Origin of the sequence: Fibrobacter sp. UWH9 (assembly GCF_900129715.1) — a bacterium.
GTDB lineage: Bacteria > Fibrobacterota > Fibrobacteria > Fibrobacterales > Fibrobacteraceae > Fibrobacter.
The window spans coordinates 15,429-33,596 of the sequence record NZ_FQWP01000002.1 but is presented as its reverse complement, the minus strand read 5'-3'; the positions used below and the strand labels follow the sequence as shown (position 1 = coordinate 33,596).

Annotated in this window: 9 protein-coding genes; 6 read left to right on the top strand and 3 right to left on the bottom strand. The window is 52.4% G+C overall.

All coding sequences use genetic code 11. The annotated features are described in order from the left end of the window. Window positions 1–3 precede the first annotated feature (3 nt). The 4 genes from pnp to BUB94_RS01970 all read left to right on the top strand — a co-directional run bounded on the left by pnp (window position 4) and on the right by BUB94_RS01970 (window position 7,327). The gene (pnp, locus tag BUB94_RS01985) at window positions 4–2,241 is read left to right on the top strand and encodes a polyribonucleotide nucleotidyltransferase (protein WP_371585311.1); all 2,238 of its coding nucleotides are present in this window, start codon (window positions 4–6) and stop codon (window positions 2,239–2,241) included. Window positions 2,242–2,454: 213 nt separating this feature from the next. Continuing rightward, entirely contained in the window at window positions 2,455–4,146 is a 1,692-nt protein-coding gene (locus BUB94_RS01980) for an HD domain-containing phosphohydrolase (RefSeq protein ID WP_073156639.1), read from the top strand. 133 nt (window positions 4,147–4,279) lie between these two features. Continuing rightward, a complete protein-coding gene (gene ispG / locus BUB94_RS01975) occupies window positions 4,280–6,031 on the top strand; it encodes a (E)-4-hydroxy-3-methylbut-2-enyl-diphosphate synthase (RefSeq protein ID WP_073156641.1) in 1,752 nt (583 codons plus the stop codon). 129 nt (window positions 6,032–6,160) lie between these two features. Next, window positions 6,161–7,327, top strand: a complete 1,167-nt coding sequence (locus tag BUB94_RS01970) for a phosphoglycerate dehydrogenase (protein ID WP_073156644.1) — start codon at window positions 6,161–6,163, stop codon at window positions 7,325–7,327. 529 nt (window positions 7,328–7,856) lie between these two features. On the opposite strand, the gene BUB94_RS01965 is transcribed toward BUB94_RS01970, so the two are convergent. After that, on the bottom strand, window positions 7,857–9,626 hold the full coding sequence (locus BUB94_RS01965) for an AMP-dependent synthetase/ligase (RefSeq protein ID WP_073233764.1): 1,770 nt from the start codon (window positions 9,624–9,626) through the stop codon (window positions 7,857–7,859). A gap of 256 nt (window positions 9,627–9,882) precedes the next feature. On the opposite strand from BUB94_RS01965, the gene BUB94_RS01960 reads away from it, so the two are divergent. Continuing rightward, window positions 9,883–12,456 (top strand): pectate lyase family protein, encoded by a 2,574-nt coding sequence (locus BUB94_RS01960; RefSeq protein WP_073156650.1) that lies wholly within the window; start codon window positions 9,883–9,885, stop codon window positions 12,454–12,456. Window positions 12,457–12,682: 226 nt separating this feature from the next. On the opposite strand, the gene BUB94_RS01955 is transcribed toward BUB94_RS01960, so the two are convergent. Next, window positions 12,683–14,140: an NAD(P)-dependent oxidoreductase gene (locus BUB94_RS01955; RefSeq protein WP_073156652.1), complete on the bottom strand. Its 1,458-nt coding sequence runs from the start codon at window positions 14,138–14,140 to the stop codon at window positions 12,683–12,685. Between the two features lie 89 nt (window positions 14,141–14,229). After that, window positions 14,230–15,366: a tRNA guanosine(34) transglycosylase Tgt gene (gene tgt, locus BUB94_RS01950; protein WP_073156654.1), complete on the bottom strand. Its 1,137-nt coding sequence runs from the start codon at window positions 15,364–15,366 to the stop codon at window positions 14,230–14,232. 217 nt (window positions 15,367–15,583) lie between these two features. Here tgt and BUB94_RS01945 point away from each other — a divergent pair, with 217 nt between their 5' ends. Next, window positions 15,584–17,863, top strand: coding sequence for a family 43 glycosylhydrolase (locus BUB94_RS01945; protein WP_139260101.1), 2,280 nt, complete (start codon window positions 15,584–15,586; stop codon window positions 17,861–17,863). The last annotated feature ends 305 nt before the right edge of the window (window positions 17,864–18,168 follow it).

Genomic DNA, 18,168 nt, shown 5'->3' with positions numbered 1-18,168 from the left:
ATGCTGGACCCGAAGGAAGTGTCTGTAACACTTCCCGATGGTCGTGTCATCTCTTTCGAAACCGGCCGTATTGCCAAGCAGGCTCGTGGCGCTGCTGTTGCCAAGATGGGCGACGCATTCGTTCTGTCCACTGTCTGCTACGGCGAAGAAAAGGAAGGTGACTTCTTCCCCCTGACGGTTGAATACCGCGAAAAGGCCTACGCTGCTGGTCGCCTCCCGGGTGGCTACTCCAAGCGTGAAGCTGGTCGTCCGTCTGACGAAGAAACCCTGTCCGCTCGTATTATCGACCGACCGATCCGCCCCATGTTCCCGGAAAACTTCACTCGTGAAGTCCAGGTCATCGTGCAGGTCATGTCTGCCGACAAGAAGTTCGCTCCCGACGTTCTCGGCGTGAGCGCTGCTTCTCTCTCCATTGGTCTCTCTGACCTCCCGTTCGAACAGCAGGTTGCTGCAGTTCGCGTGGCCGTCGTTGACGGTCAGAACGTTGTGATGCCCACTTATGATCAGATTGCATGCGCCGATCTGGACATGGTGGTCGCCGGTACCGAAGACTCCGTCTGCATGGTGGAAGGTGGCGCTTATGAAGTGTCCGAAGACACCATGATCAACGCTATCCTCGCCGGTCACGAAGTCATCAAGCAGCTTTGCATTGCTCAGCAGAAGCTTGTTGACCAGTGCGGTAAGATGCCGAAGATGATCCTCGCTCCGAAGGATCTTGGCGAAGCTCACGAAAAGCTGCTCACCACCGTTAAGGAAGTTGTGAATGACGAACTCCAGAAGGACGTTCATTCCAACATGGTCAAGACCGACTTCTATCCTGCTATGGCAGACCTCTGCAAGCGTATGACTGAAGATCCGCGTATCCTCGCTATTGTTGGCGAAGGCGACGCTCAGGACGCAGCTCTCCTTGCTGATGCCAAGGCAATCTTCGGCGATCTGGAACGCACCGCAATGCGCGAAATGATCCTGAACGAACACGTCCGCTTGGACGGCCGTACCACTACCGAAATCCGCCCCATCGAAATCGATATGGGCGTTCTCCCCAGCGCTCATGGCTCTGCCATCTTCCAGCGCGGTGAAACTCAGGGTTTCGTTGTATGTACTCTCGGCACCAAGGCTGACGAACAACGTTATGAAAGCCTTCAGGGTGAAGGCGCAAAGAGCTACATGCTGCATTACAACTTCCCGCCGTACAGCGTGGGTGAATGCAAGCGTCTCGGCACCAGCCGCCGCGAAATCGGTCACGGCCACCTCGCCGAACGTTCTCTGGCTGCAGTTCTTCCGCTGCCCGAAGACTTCCCGTACACCATCCGCGTGGTTTCCGAAATTCAGGAATCCAACGGTTCTTCTTCCATGGCTTCCGTTTGCGGTGGCTGCCTCTCCTTGATGGACGCTGGCGTTCCTATCAAGGCTCCGGTTGCTGGTATCGCAATGGGCCTCATCTCCGAAAAGGGTTCCGTGAAGGAAGGCGGCAAGATCGAAATCTTGTCCGACATTACCGGCACTGAAGACCACCTCGGCGATATGGACTTCAAGGTGACTGGTACCGCAGAAGGTATCACCGCCTTCCAGATGGATATCAAGATCCGTGGTATCACTCCGGAACTGATGCGTCAGGCATTGGAACAGGCCAAGCAGGGCCGTCTCCACATTCTCGGCCGCATGGCTGAACTTGGCCTCGCCGCACCTCGTCCGAAGGTTTCCGAAAAGGCTCCTACCATGATCAAGATGAAGGTGCCCACCAACAAGATCCGTGACGTTATCGGCTCTGGTGGCTCCGTCATTAAGGGCATGCAGGCTCAGACTGGCTGCACCATCAACATCGACGACAACGGTAACGTTGACATCGCTGCTCCGACTGGTAAGGCTGCTGCAGTTTGCCGCCGCATGATCGAAGAACTCACTGCAGAACCGGAACCGGGCCGCAAGTACAAGGGCAAGGTTAAGACGATCCAGCCGTTCGGCGCATTCGTCGAAATCCTCCCGGGTCGCGATGGCCTCGTGCACATCTCCGAACTTGCTGACCACCGCGTCGACAAGGTTGAAGACGTCGTTCACGTCGGTGACGAAGTTGAAGTTCTCTGCCTCGGTGTTGACCCGAAGGGTAAGGTGAAGCTTTCCATGAAGGCTCTGCTCCCCCCGAAGGCTGAAGCCCCGGCCGCTGAAGCTGCTCCCGCAGCCGAAGCCGCTCCTGAAGCACCCGCTAGCGCTGCTGCAGAAGCGACCGCAACCGAAGCCTAATCGAAGTACTTCGACAGAGTTCCTAGAACTTTAAAAAGCCTGGCTGCGAAAGCAGTCGGGCTTTTTTTTGGTTAGCGGTAATTGTTTGCTAAATCACATATTGCAAGTTTTTTGTATGCGTTTGGGGCCCCTTTGGGGGTCTTTGTTTGCGATTAGTTCTAAAGTTGATTATCTTTAAGAGAGACCGCCTGGCCAATTGTAGGGTTTTTGTGTATGATTATTACGTGTTTGTTGGTTTTGTGTATTATTGCCGCCTTGAATGTGGTGGCGATTTGGCATCTGAATCCAAAGTTTAGTGGCAATTATTCGTTCATTAGCTTTTTGGTATTGGTGTCCTGCATGGGGCACTTGATGCTTGGCTTGTCTACCAACGTGGATGAAGCCATTGTGGCCAACAAGTTCAACTATGCGGGTTCCGTATTTCTGCCCCTGTTCATGTTCTATGCCGTCGCCGATGTCTGCCGGGTTAAAATCCACAAGTTCGTGCGCACGATCCTGAATGCCTATACGATGTTAATATTCGGCCTGTCGTGTACGGTAGGTTTCAGCGATATTTATTACACCTCCATTGAGTATGTCCAGACATTCGAAGGGGTGGGTAACTATGTGGCGACTTATGGCTTTGGCCATGATTTGTTCAACCTGATGATTTTTGGGTTCCTGATCGCCAACGTAAGCATTCTTATCTATGCCTTTGCCAAGAAGAAGAACGTTTCCTTTAAGTGCCTTGTGGCCATGTCCCTTATCGATATTGCTACGATTTTGGCGTTCTTCTCTTCGCGCCTTTGGGAAATCGATACCTTGATCATGCCTGCGGTCTATGTGTTTGACCAGCTGGCGCTGATATACATTTGCTTCCGTGTAAAGAGTTATGACATCGGGCATAGCGTTCTATCTGTTCTTGAAAAAAACAATACGGATGGGTATATTCTGGTGTCTTCGTCATACCGTTTTTTGGGATGCAACGAGATTGCCTACGAGATCATTCCTGCCTTAAAAAATTGCCGCGTAGACCACTTGCTGCCTTCGGGTTCTGCTGCCATCGATTTCCTGAGATTGTGGGTGAGGGAAGTGCGGGACGGGGATTATCTGGATACCAAGGAATACCTGTCTAGCGTTCGTCATTATCGCTGTTATGTTCGCAAGGTCAACGTGTTCCGTGATCGTTATGTGAACCTGTTCAAGATTGTGGACGATACGGATTTGCACAACTATGTGCAGATGCTTGGCGACAGCAATACCCGATTGAAGACTGTGGTGAAGAGTAACGCCAACCAGTTGAAGTCTATCCAGGAACAGATGATTGTGGGCATGGCCAACATGGTTGAAAGCCGTGATAGCAATACGGGCGGTCATATCAAGCGTACCAGCAAGGTGGTGTCTATCCTTGTTGATGAACTGCGTAAGGATCGACAGCGCAAGTATGAAGATACCTTCTACGACGCTCTGGTCAGTGCCGCACCTATGCACGACTTGGGCAAGATTGCCATTAACGATGAGATTCTGAGAAAACCTGGAAAGTTCACTCCCGAGGAATTCGAGGAGATGAAAACTCACCCTGAAAAGGGTGCTGCCATTGTCGAGAATCTCCTTTCACAGATCGAGGTTCCTGCTTTCGTGAACATCGCCAGGAACGTGGCCTGTTTCCATCACGAACGTTATGACGGAAGGGGCTACCCCAGGGGCCTGAGTGGCGAGAATATCCCGTTTGAAGCCCGTGTGATGGCTGTGGCCGATGTATACGACGCCCTGGTCAGTAAGCGTTGCTATAAGGAAAAATTCTCTTTCGAGGATGCCTTTGATATTATCGCCAAGGGCATGGGTTCCCAGTTCGATCCGTCGCTGTGGAAGTGCTTCTATAACTGTCGTGAAAAGCTGGAAGAGTACTACAAATCTTCTACATAAGTAATTTGGAATGTGCCGATAATTGCGGATTTTCCTAAATGGCGCTTTAACAAGCGCATTTAGTGCTTCTCGGTTATGTCAAAAGCGAAAACGCTTTTGCCGCGACGCTCGACTTTTCCTAAATTGCTTATATATGACAAAGTTTTCTGAATTTCCGTATGTTGCTGACCGCTTTAACGCAGTCCGTAGAGAAACTGTACAGGTTCGTGTTGGTGATGCATTGATTGGGGGCGGTGCCCCCATTTTAGTTCAGTCCATGACTACCACCAAGCCCAAGGACGTTGAAAAGACCGTCCAGGAAACCTTGGATCTTGCCAAGGTTGGCTGTGGCCTGGTTCGTATTACCGCTCCCACTCTGGCCGATGCCCAGGGTCTGGAAGAAGTCATGAAGCGCATTCGTGCTGCTGGTTGCAAGGTGCCGGTTTCTGCCGACATCCACTTCCAGCCCAAGGCTGCTTTCGAAGCTCTCAAGTGGGTTGAAAAGGTCCGTATCAATCCGGGTAATTTCGTTGATACCGGCATCCTGACTTTGGAAAATCAGACTGACGCCATGTTCGAAGAAGGCAAGGAGAAGGTGGCTGAACAGTTCACTCCCTTCGTCCAGGAAGCAAAGCGTCTGGGCCGCGTGATCCGCATTGGCGTGAACCACGGTTCCCTTTCTGCCCGTATGATTTACCGCTATGGCGACACCGTGGAAGGCATGGTGGAATCCGTCATGGAATACCTGGCTGTTTGCGAAGCCGAACATTTTGACCAGGTGGTCCTGAGCCTGAAGTCCAGCAATCCTCGCGTGGCTATTTCTGCCTACCGTATGCTGGCTGCCCGTATCAAGCAGGAAAACTACAAGCCGTACCCCTTCCATGTGGGCGTTACCGAAGCTGGCGCCGGTGCCGATGGCCGCATGAAGTCTGCCGCAGGTATTGGTGCCCTCTTGATGGACGGTCTTGCCGATACCATCCGCGTCTCCCTGACCGAAGATCCTGTGGCCGAAGTCCCCGTTGCCCAGGAACTGATCAAGGCTTGCGCCTTGCCCGCAGTTCCGGTAAGCTACGATGTGCCTATTCTCGAAAAGGATCCGTACCACTACGCTCGTCGCGAAACCAAGCCCGTTGTTCTTAACGGTGTGGAAATCGGTGGCGCTCAGCCGGTCAAGGTCGGTGTTCGTTCCGATGCTGCCAGCCTGACTTCTGAAGGTCGCGGTCCTGAATTTGCCGTGGCCAGCCTGGCCGACAAGCCTGTTGTGGCTTTTGACGATCCCATGGATATTGCTGGCTTTGCCGCCAATCCTATTTCTGTTCCGGAAGGTTCCGTGTTCTGCTATACTGGCGATAACATGGTTTCTGGTGTTCGCGCCCTGGTTTCTGCAATGGAAGCCGCTGGCCGCAAGGATCCCATCTTGCTCTATGCCAACATCGGTAGCTCCGAGAAGGATATGCTCCGTGCTTCTGCCGACATCGGTAGCCTGGTCACTGACGGTATCGGTGACGCTGTTGTTATCGAAGGTTTCAAGAGCCCCAAGGAATCTGTGGAACTGGCTTTCGATATTTTGCAGGCTGCCTACTGCCGTCGCAGCAAGACCAACTTCATTAGCTGCCCCAGCTGTGGCCGTACTTTGTACAACATCCAGGAAGTGATGGGTAAGATCAAGGCCCGCTTTGGTCATCTGAAGGATCTGTCTATCGGCATTATGGGCTGTATCGTGAATGGCCCGGGTGAAATGGCAGACGCTGACTTCGGTTACGTGGGTGGTGGTCCCGGCCGCATTACCCTGTTCGAAGGAAAGACCGCAGTCAAGAAGAACATTCCCGAAGAAGATGCCATCGAAGAATTGGTAGCTCTCATCAAGGAACGTGGCCGCTGGGTGGATGCGCCGGAAGCGAAGTGATTAGTAGACAGTGGTTAGTAGACAGTAAAAGTAAGGCGGCTACGCCGCGATTATAAAACTAACCACTAACCACTAACCACTAACCACTAGCCACTAAGAATTTTTAACATAAACTACAAGGAATAAATCATGGCAACTATTAAGACTATGAACAACATCTCCAAGAAGGGCCTCAGCCTGTTTGGAGCTTACTATCAGGTTTCTGATACCGTCGAAAATCCGGACGCAATTCTTGTCCGTTCTGCTCAGGTTGATACTGATCAGTTTGACGGCCTCCTGGCTGTGGCTCGTGCCGGTGCTGGTGTTAACAACATCACTATCGACAAGGCTTCCGCTAAGGGTGTCTGCGTGTTCAATACTCCGGGTGCAAATGCAAACGCTGTTGCTGAACTCGTGATGACCGTTCTCGGTATGGCTGTTCGTAATGTTGCACAGGCTGCAAACTGGGTCAAGGCTCTGGACATCAATGATCCGGATATGGCCAAGACTGTTGAAAGCGGCAAGAAGAAGTTCGCTGGTTCTGAACTGGCTGGCAAGACCCTCGGTGTTATCGGCCTCGGCAAGATCGGCGTTCTCGTTGCTAACTATGCTCGTTGGAAGAACATGCGCGTGATCGCATACGAACCGTATCCCAACGCACTGAACATGCACGAACTTTCCAACAAGGTTGAAATTGCCGATCTCGACACCGTGATCGCAAATTCTGACTTCCTCACCGTTCACGTTCCGTTCATCAAGGGCGTTACCGAAAACCTCCTGAACCGCAAGAACCTGGCTAACTTCAAGGGTACTCATATCCTGAACTTCGCCCGTAACGGTCTGGTTGAAATGGACCCCATCTACGAAATGCTGGACAACGGTACTCTCCAGGGTTACCTCAGCGACTTCCCGGATGCAAAGCAGATTCAGCACGACAAGATCCAGTGCTTCCCGCACCTGGGCGCTTCTACCGAAGAAGCTGAAGAAAACTGCGCAGTCATGGCTGTTGAAGAACTGAAGGACTACATCGAATTCGGTTGCGTCCGTAACTCCGTTAACTTCCCGGCTCTCATGGACAAGCCCCACATGGGCATCAAGACCCGCGTTGTGGTGATTAACGAAGACGTTCCCAACATGATCGCTGAAATCACCAAGGTTGTGGGTGCAGAAGGCATCAACATTGCCTCCTTCTCCAACAAGAGCAACGGCAAGATCGGTTACAACCTGATCGACATCGAAAGCTCCATTGATGATTCCATCAAGGACAAGCTGGCTCAGCTGCCCAAGGTCATCAAGGTTCGCGTGATCCATTTCTAATAGGCAAAGAGGTCGGTCGGCTTCGCCTTCCTTTGAGGTATGAGGTCGACCTTGCAAAAAAGGCCAGGTGAAAACCTGGCTTTTTTAGTTATGAGATATGAGTTATGAGATATGAGTTATGAGATATGAGATATGAAAGAGGTGTGCTGGGTGGATTGTCATTCTGAACTTGTTCCAGAATCCCATAAATGTACGAGACCCTGAGCGCCCTCAGGGTGACGCAAGGCGCCTTCGGCGCGATTAAAAAACTCATGTCTCAAAGCTGAAAACTCAAGGCTATACAAGGCGCCTTTCACTGTTCACTATTCATTGTTCACTAATCCAGTTAGAAGTCCCACGTCAAACGTCCAATATCTCATATCTAGTATCTAGATCCTGCTCCTTCGAACCTAAGAATTGTAAGGCAATAAATTGCTAATAATTCTATATCGACTACGGCCTTACATGCCTTCGCTCAGGATGATACCTCAAGCCTCGCGCCTCGAGTCTTTCCGCTCGCAGCACACAGCTCGCTGCTCATCGCTCTCCGCTACTTGTACATTTCTTCGATTTGTTCGCTGTACATTTCTTCGGCGGCTTTGCGACGGATCTTGAGGGTGGGAGTCAGCAAGCCTGATTCAACGGTGAGGCTGTCTCCAATGAGGGTCCACTTGCGGATTTGTTCCCAATGGTTCAGCTTCTTGTTGATGCGGGTGATGTGACGTTCCAGAGCCTCGTTGATGTGCTTGGATTCCAGAGCGCGGTTGATATCGAATTCGTCCTTGGTGCGGTTCAGGAAGCGGCGTGCGTTGATGGGGTTCAGGAAGATAAGCACAGAAGCGAACTTACGGTCGTTGGCGATGACAAGGGCCTGTTCCACCAGCGGGTGGCGGCTGATTTCAAGCTCGATGGGGTTGGGGCTTACATACTTGCCGGTGCTGGTCTTCAGCAGTTCCTTGATGCGACCGATCAAGAACAGGTAGCCGTCTTCGTCGAAGGATCCCTGGTCTCCTGTCTTGAGGTAACCGTCTTCGGTAAAGATTTCCTTGTTTACTTCGGGCATGTTGTGGTAGCCCTTGAAAACGCTGTCGCCCTTGGCCAGGACTTCGCTGTTCTCGCCGATCTTTACGTCCAGATAGGCAAGGGGGATGCCCACGCTACCGGGGCGGATGCACTTGGGCGTGTTCACCGTGAGCACGGGGGCGCATTCGGTAAGGCCGTAACCTTCGCAGATGTTGATGCCAACGTTCAGCAGGAATCGGCAGATGGACTTGTTCAGGGCGCCGCCACCGCAGACGATCAGGCGGAACTTGCCGCCGATGGCTTCGCGCATTTTCTTGTAGACCAGTTTGTCGTAAATGCGGCGGGCGATGCTGGGGCGCTTGGTGGGGTCCTCAATCTTTGCAATCTTTACGGCGCGGTTAATCAGCCAACGCTTGAAACCGTGGCACTTTTCGCCGGCGGCCGTCATGCTTTCGTAGACGCGTTCCAGAATGCGGGGGACCACCATCATGACGGTGGGCTTGACTTCCTTCATCAGGAGGGCGGTGTTCTTGGGGGTGTCGGCGAAGAATACCTTTGTGGCGTTCAGGATAAAGAAATAGGTGGTCATGCGTTCCAGCACATGGGCCACGGGCAGCACTACGAGACCTACGTCGTTGTGGTTCAGGGCGACAACATCGCGCCTGATGGTCTGAATCTGCGCCAGCATGTTGCGGTGGCTCAGTTCGGCACCCTTGGGACGTCCGGTGGAACCGCTGGTGTAGATGATGCTGAACAGGTCGTCGGGGTTGATGGATTCCAGCTGACTTTGGATCCAGGCGGAGGATTCGGGCTTCTTGGCCAGTTCCTGGCCTTCGCGGATCAGGTCGTGCCAGTAGACGCCGTTGTCGGGGCAGTCGGATGCCGGATCGATGCAGATGACCACGCTAAAGCGGGGAAGGACGTCCTTGATGGCCTGGTCCAGTTCGTTTACGTTGTTCAGCAGCAGAATCTGGACGTCGGAGTCATCACACTGGAAGTTGAAATTGTCCGAGGAAATGTTGGGAAACAGGGGGACCACCTGGGCGTGATTCAGCTGGGATGCGATGTCCGTCATGATCCATTCAGGGCAGCTGTTGGCTACGATGCCGATACTCTGGTGTTCCTTGATTCCGCGGTTCTTGAACGCAAGGGCCAAGGAGCGGGTATCTCTGGCGAGTTGCTGCCTAGAGAAATAAATCCACTGTTCGTGTTTTCTGTGGTACCAGCCGGGGAAATCCTCTCTGTCGCAGGTAGCGAAGAACATGTGGGCGAGGGACTGGTGCAGCAGCGGTTCCATGGGAACTCCTTGGTTCAAATATGATTGATGCAAAAATAGATTTATGCAGACCTTGAAAAAGAAAGGGCTGGGTAGAAAGGTGCAAAATATGATGCTTTTGAATGATTTTGAGAACATTCTTATATTGAAAATCTTTATTTTTGTTTAAAAATCAGAATTTTTATATTGCTTTTCTAAAAAATAAACATTATATTTGAGAAAGAAAATGAGAACAACGGGATGGTGCCCGTTCTCAAGGTTTAAAAAAGGGATGTTTATGGATTGCAAATTTCTTTCTCTCTCTGCCGCAGTGCTGGGCCTTGCCGCTTCCGCCTCGGCGCTGACTGTCAATACCGCTGCCGGTTGGCTGGAATCCGCCTATGCGGAATGGCAGCCTGTTTCCGGTGCCTCCAGCTACAATGTCTATGTGGACGGAACCAAGATCGATGATCCGCTGATTCGTAGCTACGGTTCCTATATGCGTGCTGACGTGGTCGGCCTGAAGGCAGGCTCACACACCTTGAAGATTGCTCCCGTGGTGAATGGTGCCGAAGGGGCTGCCGAATCCAAGACGGTTTCTGTGAAGGCTCATGACCGCACCGGTTTTGCCTTTAGCAATGGCCGCGTTCCTGGGGCCTACAATACCGACGGTACTCTCAAGAGCGGTGCCGTGGTGGTGTATGTTTCCGAAAATTCCAAGAACAAGGTGACCGCCGACGTGGTGACCAATTCCAAGGGCACGAAGACCACTTGCAAGAGCTTCCAGGGCATTCTGAACTGCATGAAGAAGGGTTACGAAACTCGTCCTTTCGACTTCCGCTTTATCGGTAACGTGACGGACTCCGATTCCCTGGTGGCAGGCGACATGCTCATTGATTTGGGCTCTTCCGAAGATTCCTATGTGACCATTGAAGGTATTGGCGAAGATGCTACCGCAAACGGTTGGGGTATCCGCATCAAGAACGCCCAGAACGTAGAAGTCCGCAATATGGGCGTCATGAACGTGAACAGTTCCGAAGGCGACAACATCGGTCTTCAGCAGAACGACCAGTACATCTGGATCCACAACAACGATATGTTCTACGGCGATGCCGGTTCCGATGCGGACCAGGTGAAGGGCGATGGAGCCCTGGACTGCAAGAAGTCTACTTACGTCACCTTCAGCTACAACCACTTCTGGGATAACGGCAAGTCCAACTTGCTGGGCCTTTCCGAAGGAACTACCGACGGCTACTACATTACCTATCACCATAACTGGTACGACCATTCCGATAGCCGTCATCCTCGCGTGCGTTATTACAGCGCTCACGTCTACAACAACTACTACGATGGCAATGCCAAGTACGGTGCGGGCTCTACCTTGGGTTCCTCTGTGTTCATGGAAGGTAACTACTTCCGTAACTGCAAGTTCCCCATGCTCACTTCTATGCAGGGTTCCGACCTTTATGCCGGTACTACCACCAGCACCACCGTTAACGCTACCTTCAGCAAGGAAGCGGGCGGAACCATCAAGGCCTACAATAACAAGTTTGCAGAAGGCGGTACCTTCATCGCTTACGGCGCAACCACCTACCGCCTGAAGGGCGTTGACGGAACTGCCGTTGGCTCCATCAATACCAAGACCGACTTCGACGCCTACGTGGTGAGCAAGCGCGACGAACAGGTTCCTGCCACTGTTGTTTCTAAGTCTGGTGGCAACAAGTACAACAACTTCGACGTGAATACCTCGGTCATGTACAAGTATACTGCCGATGAACCGGATGACGCCAAGGCTAATGTGATGGCCTATGCAGGCCGTATCAATGGCGGTGATTTCAAGTGGACCTTTACCGCCGAAGACGATGCCCTCTATGCTGTGAACCAGGCTCTGAAAAATAAGCTGGTGGCCTATACCGGTAGCGTCAAGTCTATCCAGGGTGATGGCGCGGTTGTCGTGACTCCGATCGTTCCCAACTCCTCTTCGGGAACCGCATCCAGCCCCTCTTCCAGTGCTTCTGTTGAACCTTCCTCCAGTGCGACTGTGGCCAGTTCCAGCAGTGTCTCTGGCGGCGTTGTTCCTAACAGTTCCTCTGCCACCGTCGAAGCGCCTGCAGACGATCCCGTTGATGAAAGTTCCGACTTGAAGTCTATTTCTGCAGACCTGGTGCATAACTTTACCGAAGAAGGAGCCAGCAGCGACTACTTCGAATTCCTCGGAAACCTTTCTACCAGCAAGGGAACCGTGTCTTACAACGGTGCCGAATTGACCCGCTGCCTCAAGATTGAAACGGCTACATCTGTTGAATTCGTGCTGGCCAAGTCTGCTGAAGTGACTCTGGTTTTCAACGGTGATTTCGCTAAGGGGATCAAGATCGATGGTGAAAAGTATACTGCCACCGCAGGCGTTGTAAAAGTCAAGCTGGCTGCCGGTAAGCATTCCATTACCAAGGGCGATTCCGCTAACCTCTTCCTGATCTCTGTTAAGATTGATGCCTCCGCCGATGAGCCGGGCTCCTCCAGCAGCGACGATCCGGCTTCCTCCAGCGAACCTGCCGAAGACGGTCCCGCCTCTTCCGGCTCCAAGGACGAACCTTCTAAGGATGAACCTTCCGAAGGTGAAGAAACTGGATTCTCTGCCACGGTTGCCGCCAACGGAAACCCCTTGATGTATAACGTCTCGGAATGCCGTCTGGATGTGTTCGCTAGCGAAATCCGCCGACTGGATGTGGTCCGTATGGATGGCCGTAAGGTGCGCCTGAACGGAATGCCCGGCGGGGTCAGCTATGACCTGAGTCATCTGCAGCCTGGCATATACCTGGTACGCCTGGTGGCCGACGGTAAGACGTTCCAACGCAAAATCGTCAAACAGTAAAATCGCGATGCCGTAAAATTTACGCTGCGACAAGTAGCCTAGGGATCGGACGACGCGTAGGGTATGTGAATCCGGTCCCGGGAAAGCGTTCTGCACAGTATGGGGTGCGGTACGCTTTTTTCTTGGCGGCCTAGGATTGGACTGGGCATAAAAAAGAGGCTCCGCCTTTGTGCGGAACCTCTAAAATTTTTTGGGGAACTGCGGGTAGGTCCCGCAAACCTTTTGATTAACCGACGAGAGCCTTATGGATCTGGACTGCAGCGTCACGGCCAGTCTTCATGGCCATCACCACGGTGAGAGGTCCGTGCTTGGCGTCGCCACCGACGAATACTCCGTCAACAGAAGTTTCGCAAGAATCTTCGGCGCGGACGATGTAGGTACCGTTGCGATTGGTGTCGAGACCCGGAGTGGTGTCCTTGATTTCGCTGGAAACTCTGCTGCCGATTGCCAGGACCACGGTATCGCAGTCGATGGTTTCGCTCTGGCCTTCGATCTTCACCGGACGGGGACGGCCAGCTTCATCAGGTTCGCCCAGCTGGAACAGGTCCAACTTAGCCTGCTTGACGTGACCGTTTTCGTCGGCGATAAATTCGGCGGGGTTGTGCAGTTCCATAACCACCACGCCTTCGTTCAGGATTTCGCGGAGTTCTGCCTTGCAGGCGGGCATTTCGTTAAGAGTACGACGGTAGACCACGCGGACGTCTTCGGCGCCCAGACGGAATGCCATGCGGGCTGCGTCCATAGCCACGTTGCCACCACCAACGACGATAACGCGCTTGCCGGATTCAATTTCAACGCCGCGGTTGCCCTTCTTCAGGTATTCTTCGGCGGTGTAGACGCCCTTCAGGTCTTCGCCGGGAACGCCGGTCTTGAGAGCCTGGGCAGCGCCGTTACCGATGAAGATGGCGTCAAAGTCCTTCTTCAGCTGTTCGATGGTGATATCCTTACCGATGGTAACGCCGGTCTTGATTTCGATGCCCATCTTGGGGAGAATGCTGTATTCGTAGTCAACGATGTCCTTGGGCAGACGGAACTGAGGAATGCCGTAACGGAGCACGCCACCCAGCAAGTCGTAGGCTTCAAAAATGGTGACATCGTGGCCCAGGGTACGGAGGTCTACTGCTGCAGAGAAACCTGCAGGACCGGAACCGATAACGGCAACCTTCTTGCCAGTGGAGGGGGCCATGGCAGGAACCTTCTTGCCGCCCATGTGTTCGCGTTCGTAGTCCATGCAGAAACGTTCGGTTTCGCCCATATGGATACCCTTGTTCATATCCTTCAGGGTACGACCCATGGCGCAGCTGGACTGGCACTGCTTTTCGTGGGGGCAGACGCGGCTGCAGATGGAGGGCAGCAGGGAAGTGGCGCGGATCATTTCCACAGCGCCTTCGATGTTACCACCGGCCAGCAACTTCAGGTACTGGGGGATGGGCATGCTGATGGGGCAGGCTGCGGTGCAGAACGGCTTCTTACAGTCCATGCAACGGCTAGCTTCGAGACGAGCCTGTGCCAGAGACATGGTTTTGGTGCTTTCGTCCATGGTTGTGCGGTATTCGCGATGGGGAAGTTCTGCACCACGCTGGGGCGGAATAGCCATCTTGTCTTTCAGAGTCACCGTGGGGAGCGCGTTGATGCGATCCAATTCTGCCTGAGCGGCTTTATCCATTGCGGAAGAGTCCTGCATAATCACCTTCGGGTTTGATGCCTGTTTTCAAATTTTTCGCGGGCAAATATAAAAAATATACGATGCCTATAAAGGTTTTGTCAGTATCGTTATTCCAGATTTCGCTGCAGAACCTCGATCTTGGCCTTGCTCCATTCTTCGAAGTCGTCGGCTGCGATGTGGTCCTTTGCCTCTTGCATCAGGTGCAGATAGAAGTGCAGGTTGTGGATGCTGGCCAGGGTAAAGCCCAAAGATTCGCCGGCGTGGTGCAGGTGGCGCAGGTAGGCGCGGCTGAAGTTGCGGCAGCAGTAGCAGTCGCAGTTTGGGTCCACCGGCTTGTCGTATTCTTCGGCGTGGCGGGCGGCCTTGTAACGCAAGACGCCTTCGCTGGTGAACAGCATTCCGTTACGGGCGTTACGGGTTGGCATGACGCAGTCGCACATGTCTACGCCGCGGCCGATCAATTCCAGCAGGTTCCAGGGGGTTCCTACGCCCATCACGTAGCGGGCATGGTCCTTAGGCAGGTAGTCGGTGCAGAAATCAGCGATTTCGTACATGGTTTCGGTGGGCTCGCCTACAGAGAGGCCGCCCATGGCAAATCCGTCGGGTTCCAGTTCCGCGATGCGCTCTATTGCCTGCTTACGCAGGTGTTTATGCATGCCGCCCTGCACAATTCCGAAGAACTTCTGCTCGTAACCGTGGATTTCCGGGTTGGCCTTGAGCCAATCCATGGCCTCTTTGGTCCATTTCAGCGTGAAATTCAGACTGTGCTGAGCTTCTTTTTCGGTGCTGGGGTAGGGCGTACACTCGTCGAAGGCCATAATGATGTCGGCGCCGATCTCGCGCTGGGCCTTCATGACGGTTTCCGGGCTGAAAAAGTGCTTGGAACCGTCCAGAATGCTTCTGAATTCCACCCCTTCGGGCTTAATCTTGCGTAAATCCTTCAGACTCCATACCTGAAATCCACCGCTGTCGGTCAAAACCGGGCGATCCCAGCTCATGAACTTGTGAATGCCGCCGGCAGCGGCGATTTTCGGCGTTGTGGGACGCAGGTAGAGGTGGTAGGTGTTGGCCAGGATAATTTCGGCCTTCAGGTCCTTCAGCTGTTGGGGCGTTACCGACTTTACGGTAGCTTCGGTGCCCACGGGCATAAAAATCGGCGTATGGATGTCGCCGTGGTCCGTGTGGAGCACTCCCAGACGTGCCTTGGACTTCTTGGAAGTCTTTATGAGTTCAAAACGGTTCATGTCTTACGATTCTTTAACTTTTTTTGTAAAGATAGCTTTTTTTTCCCGATTTCCCATAGTATGGGCGAAGCCGCGTTTCCTATAGCGCTTGTAAATATTTTGCCGTTGTCAATTTGTCCATGACAAGGTGGATTCGAATGTCCATATTCCATTATTATAGAGTATTTTGCTATAAGAATAATTCCAATGGGTGGGATATTCGTGTATGGAGTAAGTTATGAAGATGAATAAGCTCGCGACAGCGGCCCTTCTCTCTCGCAAGTTTGTGGCTGCCGCCGTTTTTGGCCTGGCCGCATCCGCAATGGCGGAAAATCCTATTTCCAGTTATCATTATCTGGCAGACCCTTCTGCCGCTTCTGATGGTGATACCTTCTACATTCTGACCGATACGGACGATATGTGCGTCAGCACTGACCCGTTCCAGTACAATATTATCGGTCTGTATGCTTTCAGTTCCAAGGATATGGTGAACTGGACCGACCATGGCATGGTTTTCCAGTCAAAGCGTGAATTTGGTACTTATCCCGGCAATACCTGGGCTTCCGGCATTGCCGTCCGTAATGGCAGACCCTTTATTGTGTATCCCGACGGCGCAAGTGGCGTGGGTATGATTACCGCTCCTAGCATTGATGGTCCCTATACAGACCCCATTATGGATGCTTATGGCAAACCTCGAATTGCCGGTGGCTCCAATAGCTTCCTCGGCAACTGCGATGACATCGACCACTGCTTTGACCCGGGTATCTTCATTGAAGAAGATGGTACCGGCTATGTGATTTTTGGTGGTGGATCGACCAGCTCTGTGAAGCGTCCCATCGGTAATAACTTCGATATTATCAAGTTCACCGAAAGTAACGGCAAGGTGACTTTGGACAGGAACTCTCTGACTCGAGTCCAGGCAGAAAAGTCCTTTGAAGCTCCTTACATCCATAAGCATGGTGACTGGTACTATATCAGCTTCAACAATAGCGGTCAGGAAATCGGTTACGGTATGTCCAAGAATCCCCTTGGTCCTTACTCCTACAAGGGTATCGTTATCGAAGCCGTGTGGAAGATTAACGACTGTGAAACTCATAGTTGCGATGGCGGTAACAACCACCAGGGTTTTGCTGAATTCAAGGGCAAGACTTATGCTGTTTATCATGATCGTCGCCTTGTTCGCGCTAAGGAACATCCTGCTTCCCTGGGTGTTGCCGATCCGGAACCGGGTAACCATCGTAGTGTAAGTATCGATGAAATTACCTACGCGGCTGATGGCTCCATGAACAAGCTTGTGTTCACCAAGGAAGGTCCTAAGCAGGTAGGCAAGTTCGATCCGTACAACACCTACAAGGCTCTCACCAGTTCCAAGCAGCGCAATGTCCGTAGCCGTACCGACTGGACCAAGGGCCAGGCTGTTAAGCATGTGCTGACTCCCCTTGCCACCAAGGAATCCTGGATTCGCGTGACTGGCGTGGACTTCGGCAAGGGTGCCCAGAATCTTCGCATCAAGGCTGCTAACGTGGGTAACGACAACAAGGTTGAAATCCATACTGGTTCTGTCACCGGTACTTTGGCAGGTTCCTGCGATTTGGCAAAGACTAGCGGCTGGAATGACTATGCCGATAATGATTGCGAAATGAAGGGTCTTACCGGAGAAGTTGATCAGGTGTTCTTCGTATTCAAGGGTGCAAAGGACTCTACCATGGGTATTCTTGAATGGGAATTCCAGGGAACCAAGCGCGAACCGGAACCCCAGACCGCTCATAATGAGACCCAGACTCCCTGGACTGTTCCTGGAATTGTACAGGCCGAAGACTTCGATGATCCGGGCTACGGCGCAGGCAATGATTCCTACTATGAAGATGATGCGGATAACCACTCTTGTACCGACGCAGGCAAGGAAGCTGAATGCTCCAAGTATCGCGATGGCACTGGTGTTGACATCTACAAGAAGAGCGAAAAGAAGACTGTCGTTGGCTACATCAGAAAGGGCGAATGGCTGGAATACTCTGTGAATGCTGCTGAAGCTGGCGATTACACCATGTACATTGCCGCAGCTTCTAACGGCGGTGCAAGTTTCAGTGTGTCTGTCAATGGTACTGAAGCCGGCGAAGTTGAAGTTCCTGCAGCAACTTCTTCTAGCGATGACGAACAGAACTTCGATGATTACAACAAGATTTCCACTAATGTGGCCTTGAAGGCCGGTGTGAATATCATTCGCATTACTGCAACCGCAGACTGGTTTGACCTTGATTACTTCAACCTGGTGAAGGGCAAGAATGCCGACGATGACAATCCTCTTGGCGAAACAACCGCTATGAAGAAAATCAACTTCGTTGCAGCTTCTGGCATGAACTACGATGTGTTCGATGTTCAGGGCAACAAGGTCGGCCTGGTTAACCTGGCTGGAAAGAGTGCCGCCAAGGCTCTTAACGCTGCCGGCTATGCCAAGGGCGTATACCTGCTGAAGCAGGTGGACGGTGCCAAGAAAATGATGGTGAATACCGTTAAATAATTGATGGAAAAATCAAACGGATGAGCCTCCCGAATCTCCTCGGGAGGCTTTTCTGTTTTGTGCGCGTTTTGTTGATGTTTGACTGATTATAAAACGCGCGTTTGGGATGTGTGCGGAAGTTTGGGGGCGCGGGACGGAACCGGACGTTTTGAATATGTACAGGATGTTTTGGGGGCGTGGGATGTTTTAGGAGTGCGTGGAATCAGCGTCGGTGTTCTAAAAACGTGGAATCAGCGTCGGTGTTGAAAAAAGCGGAATCTGTGTCGGCTAAATAAAAAAATAACCCGCTTTTTCAAGCGGGTTAT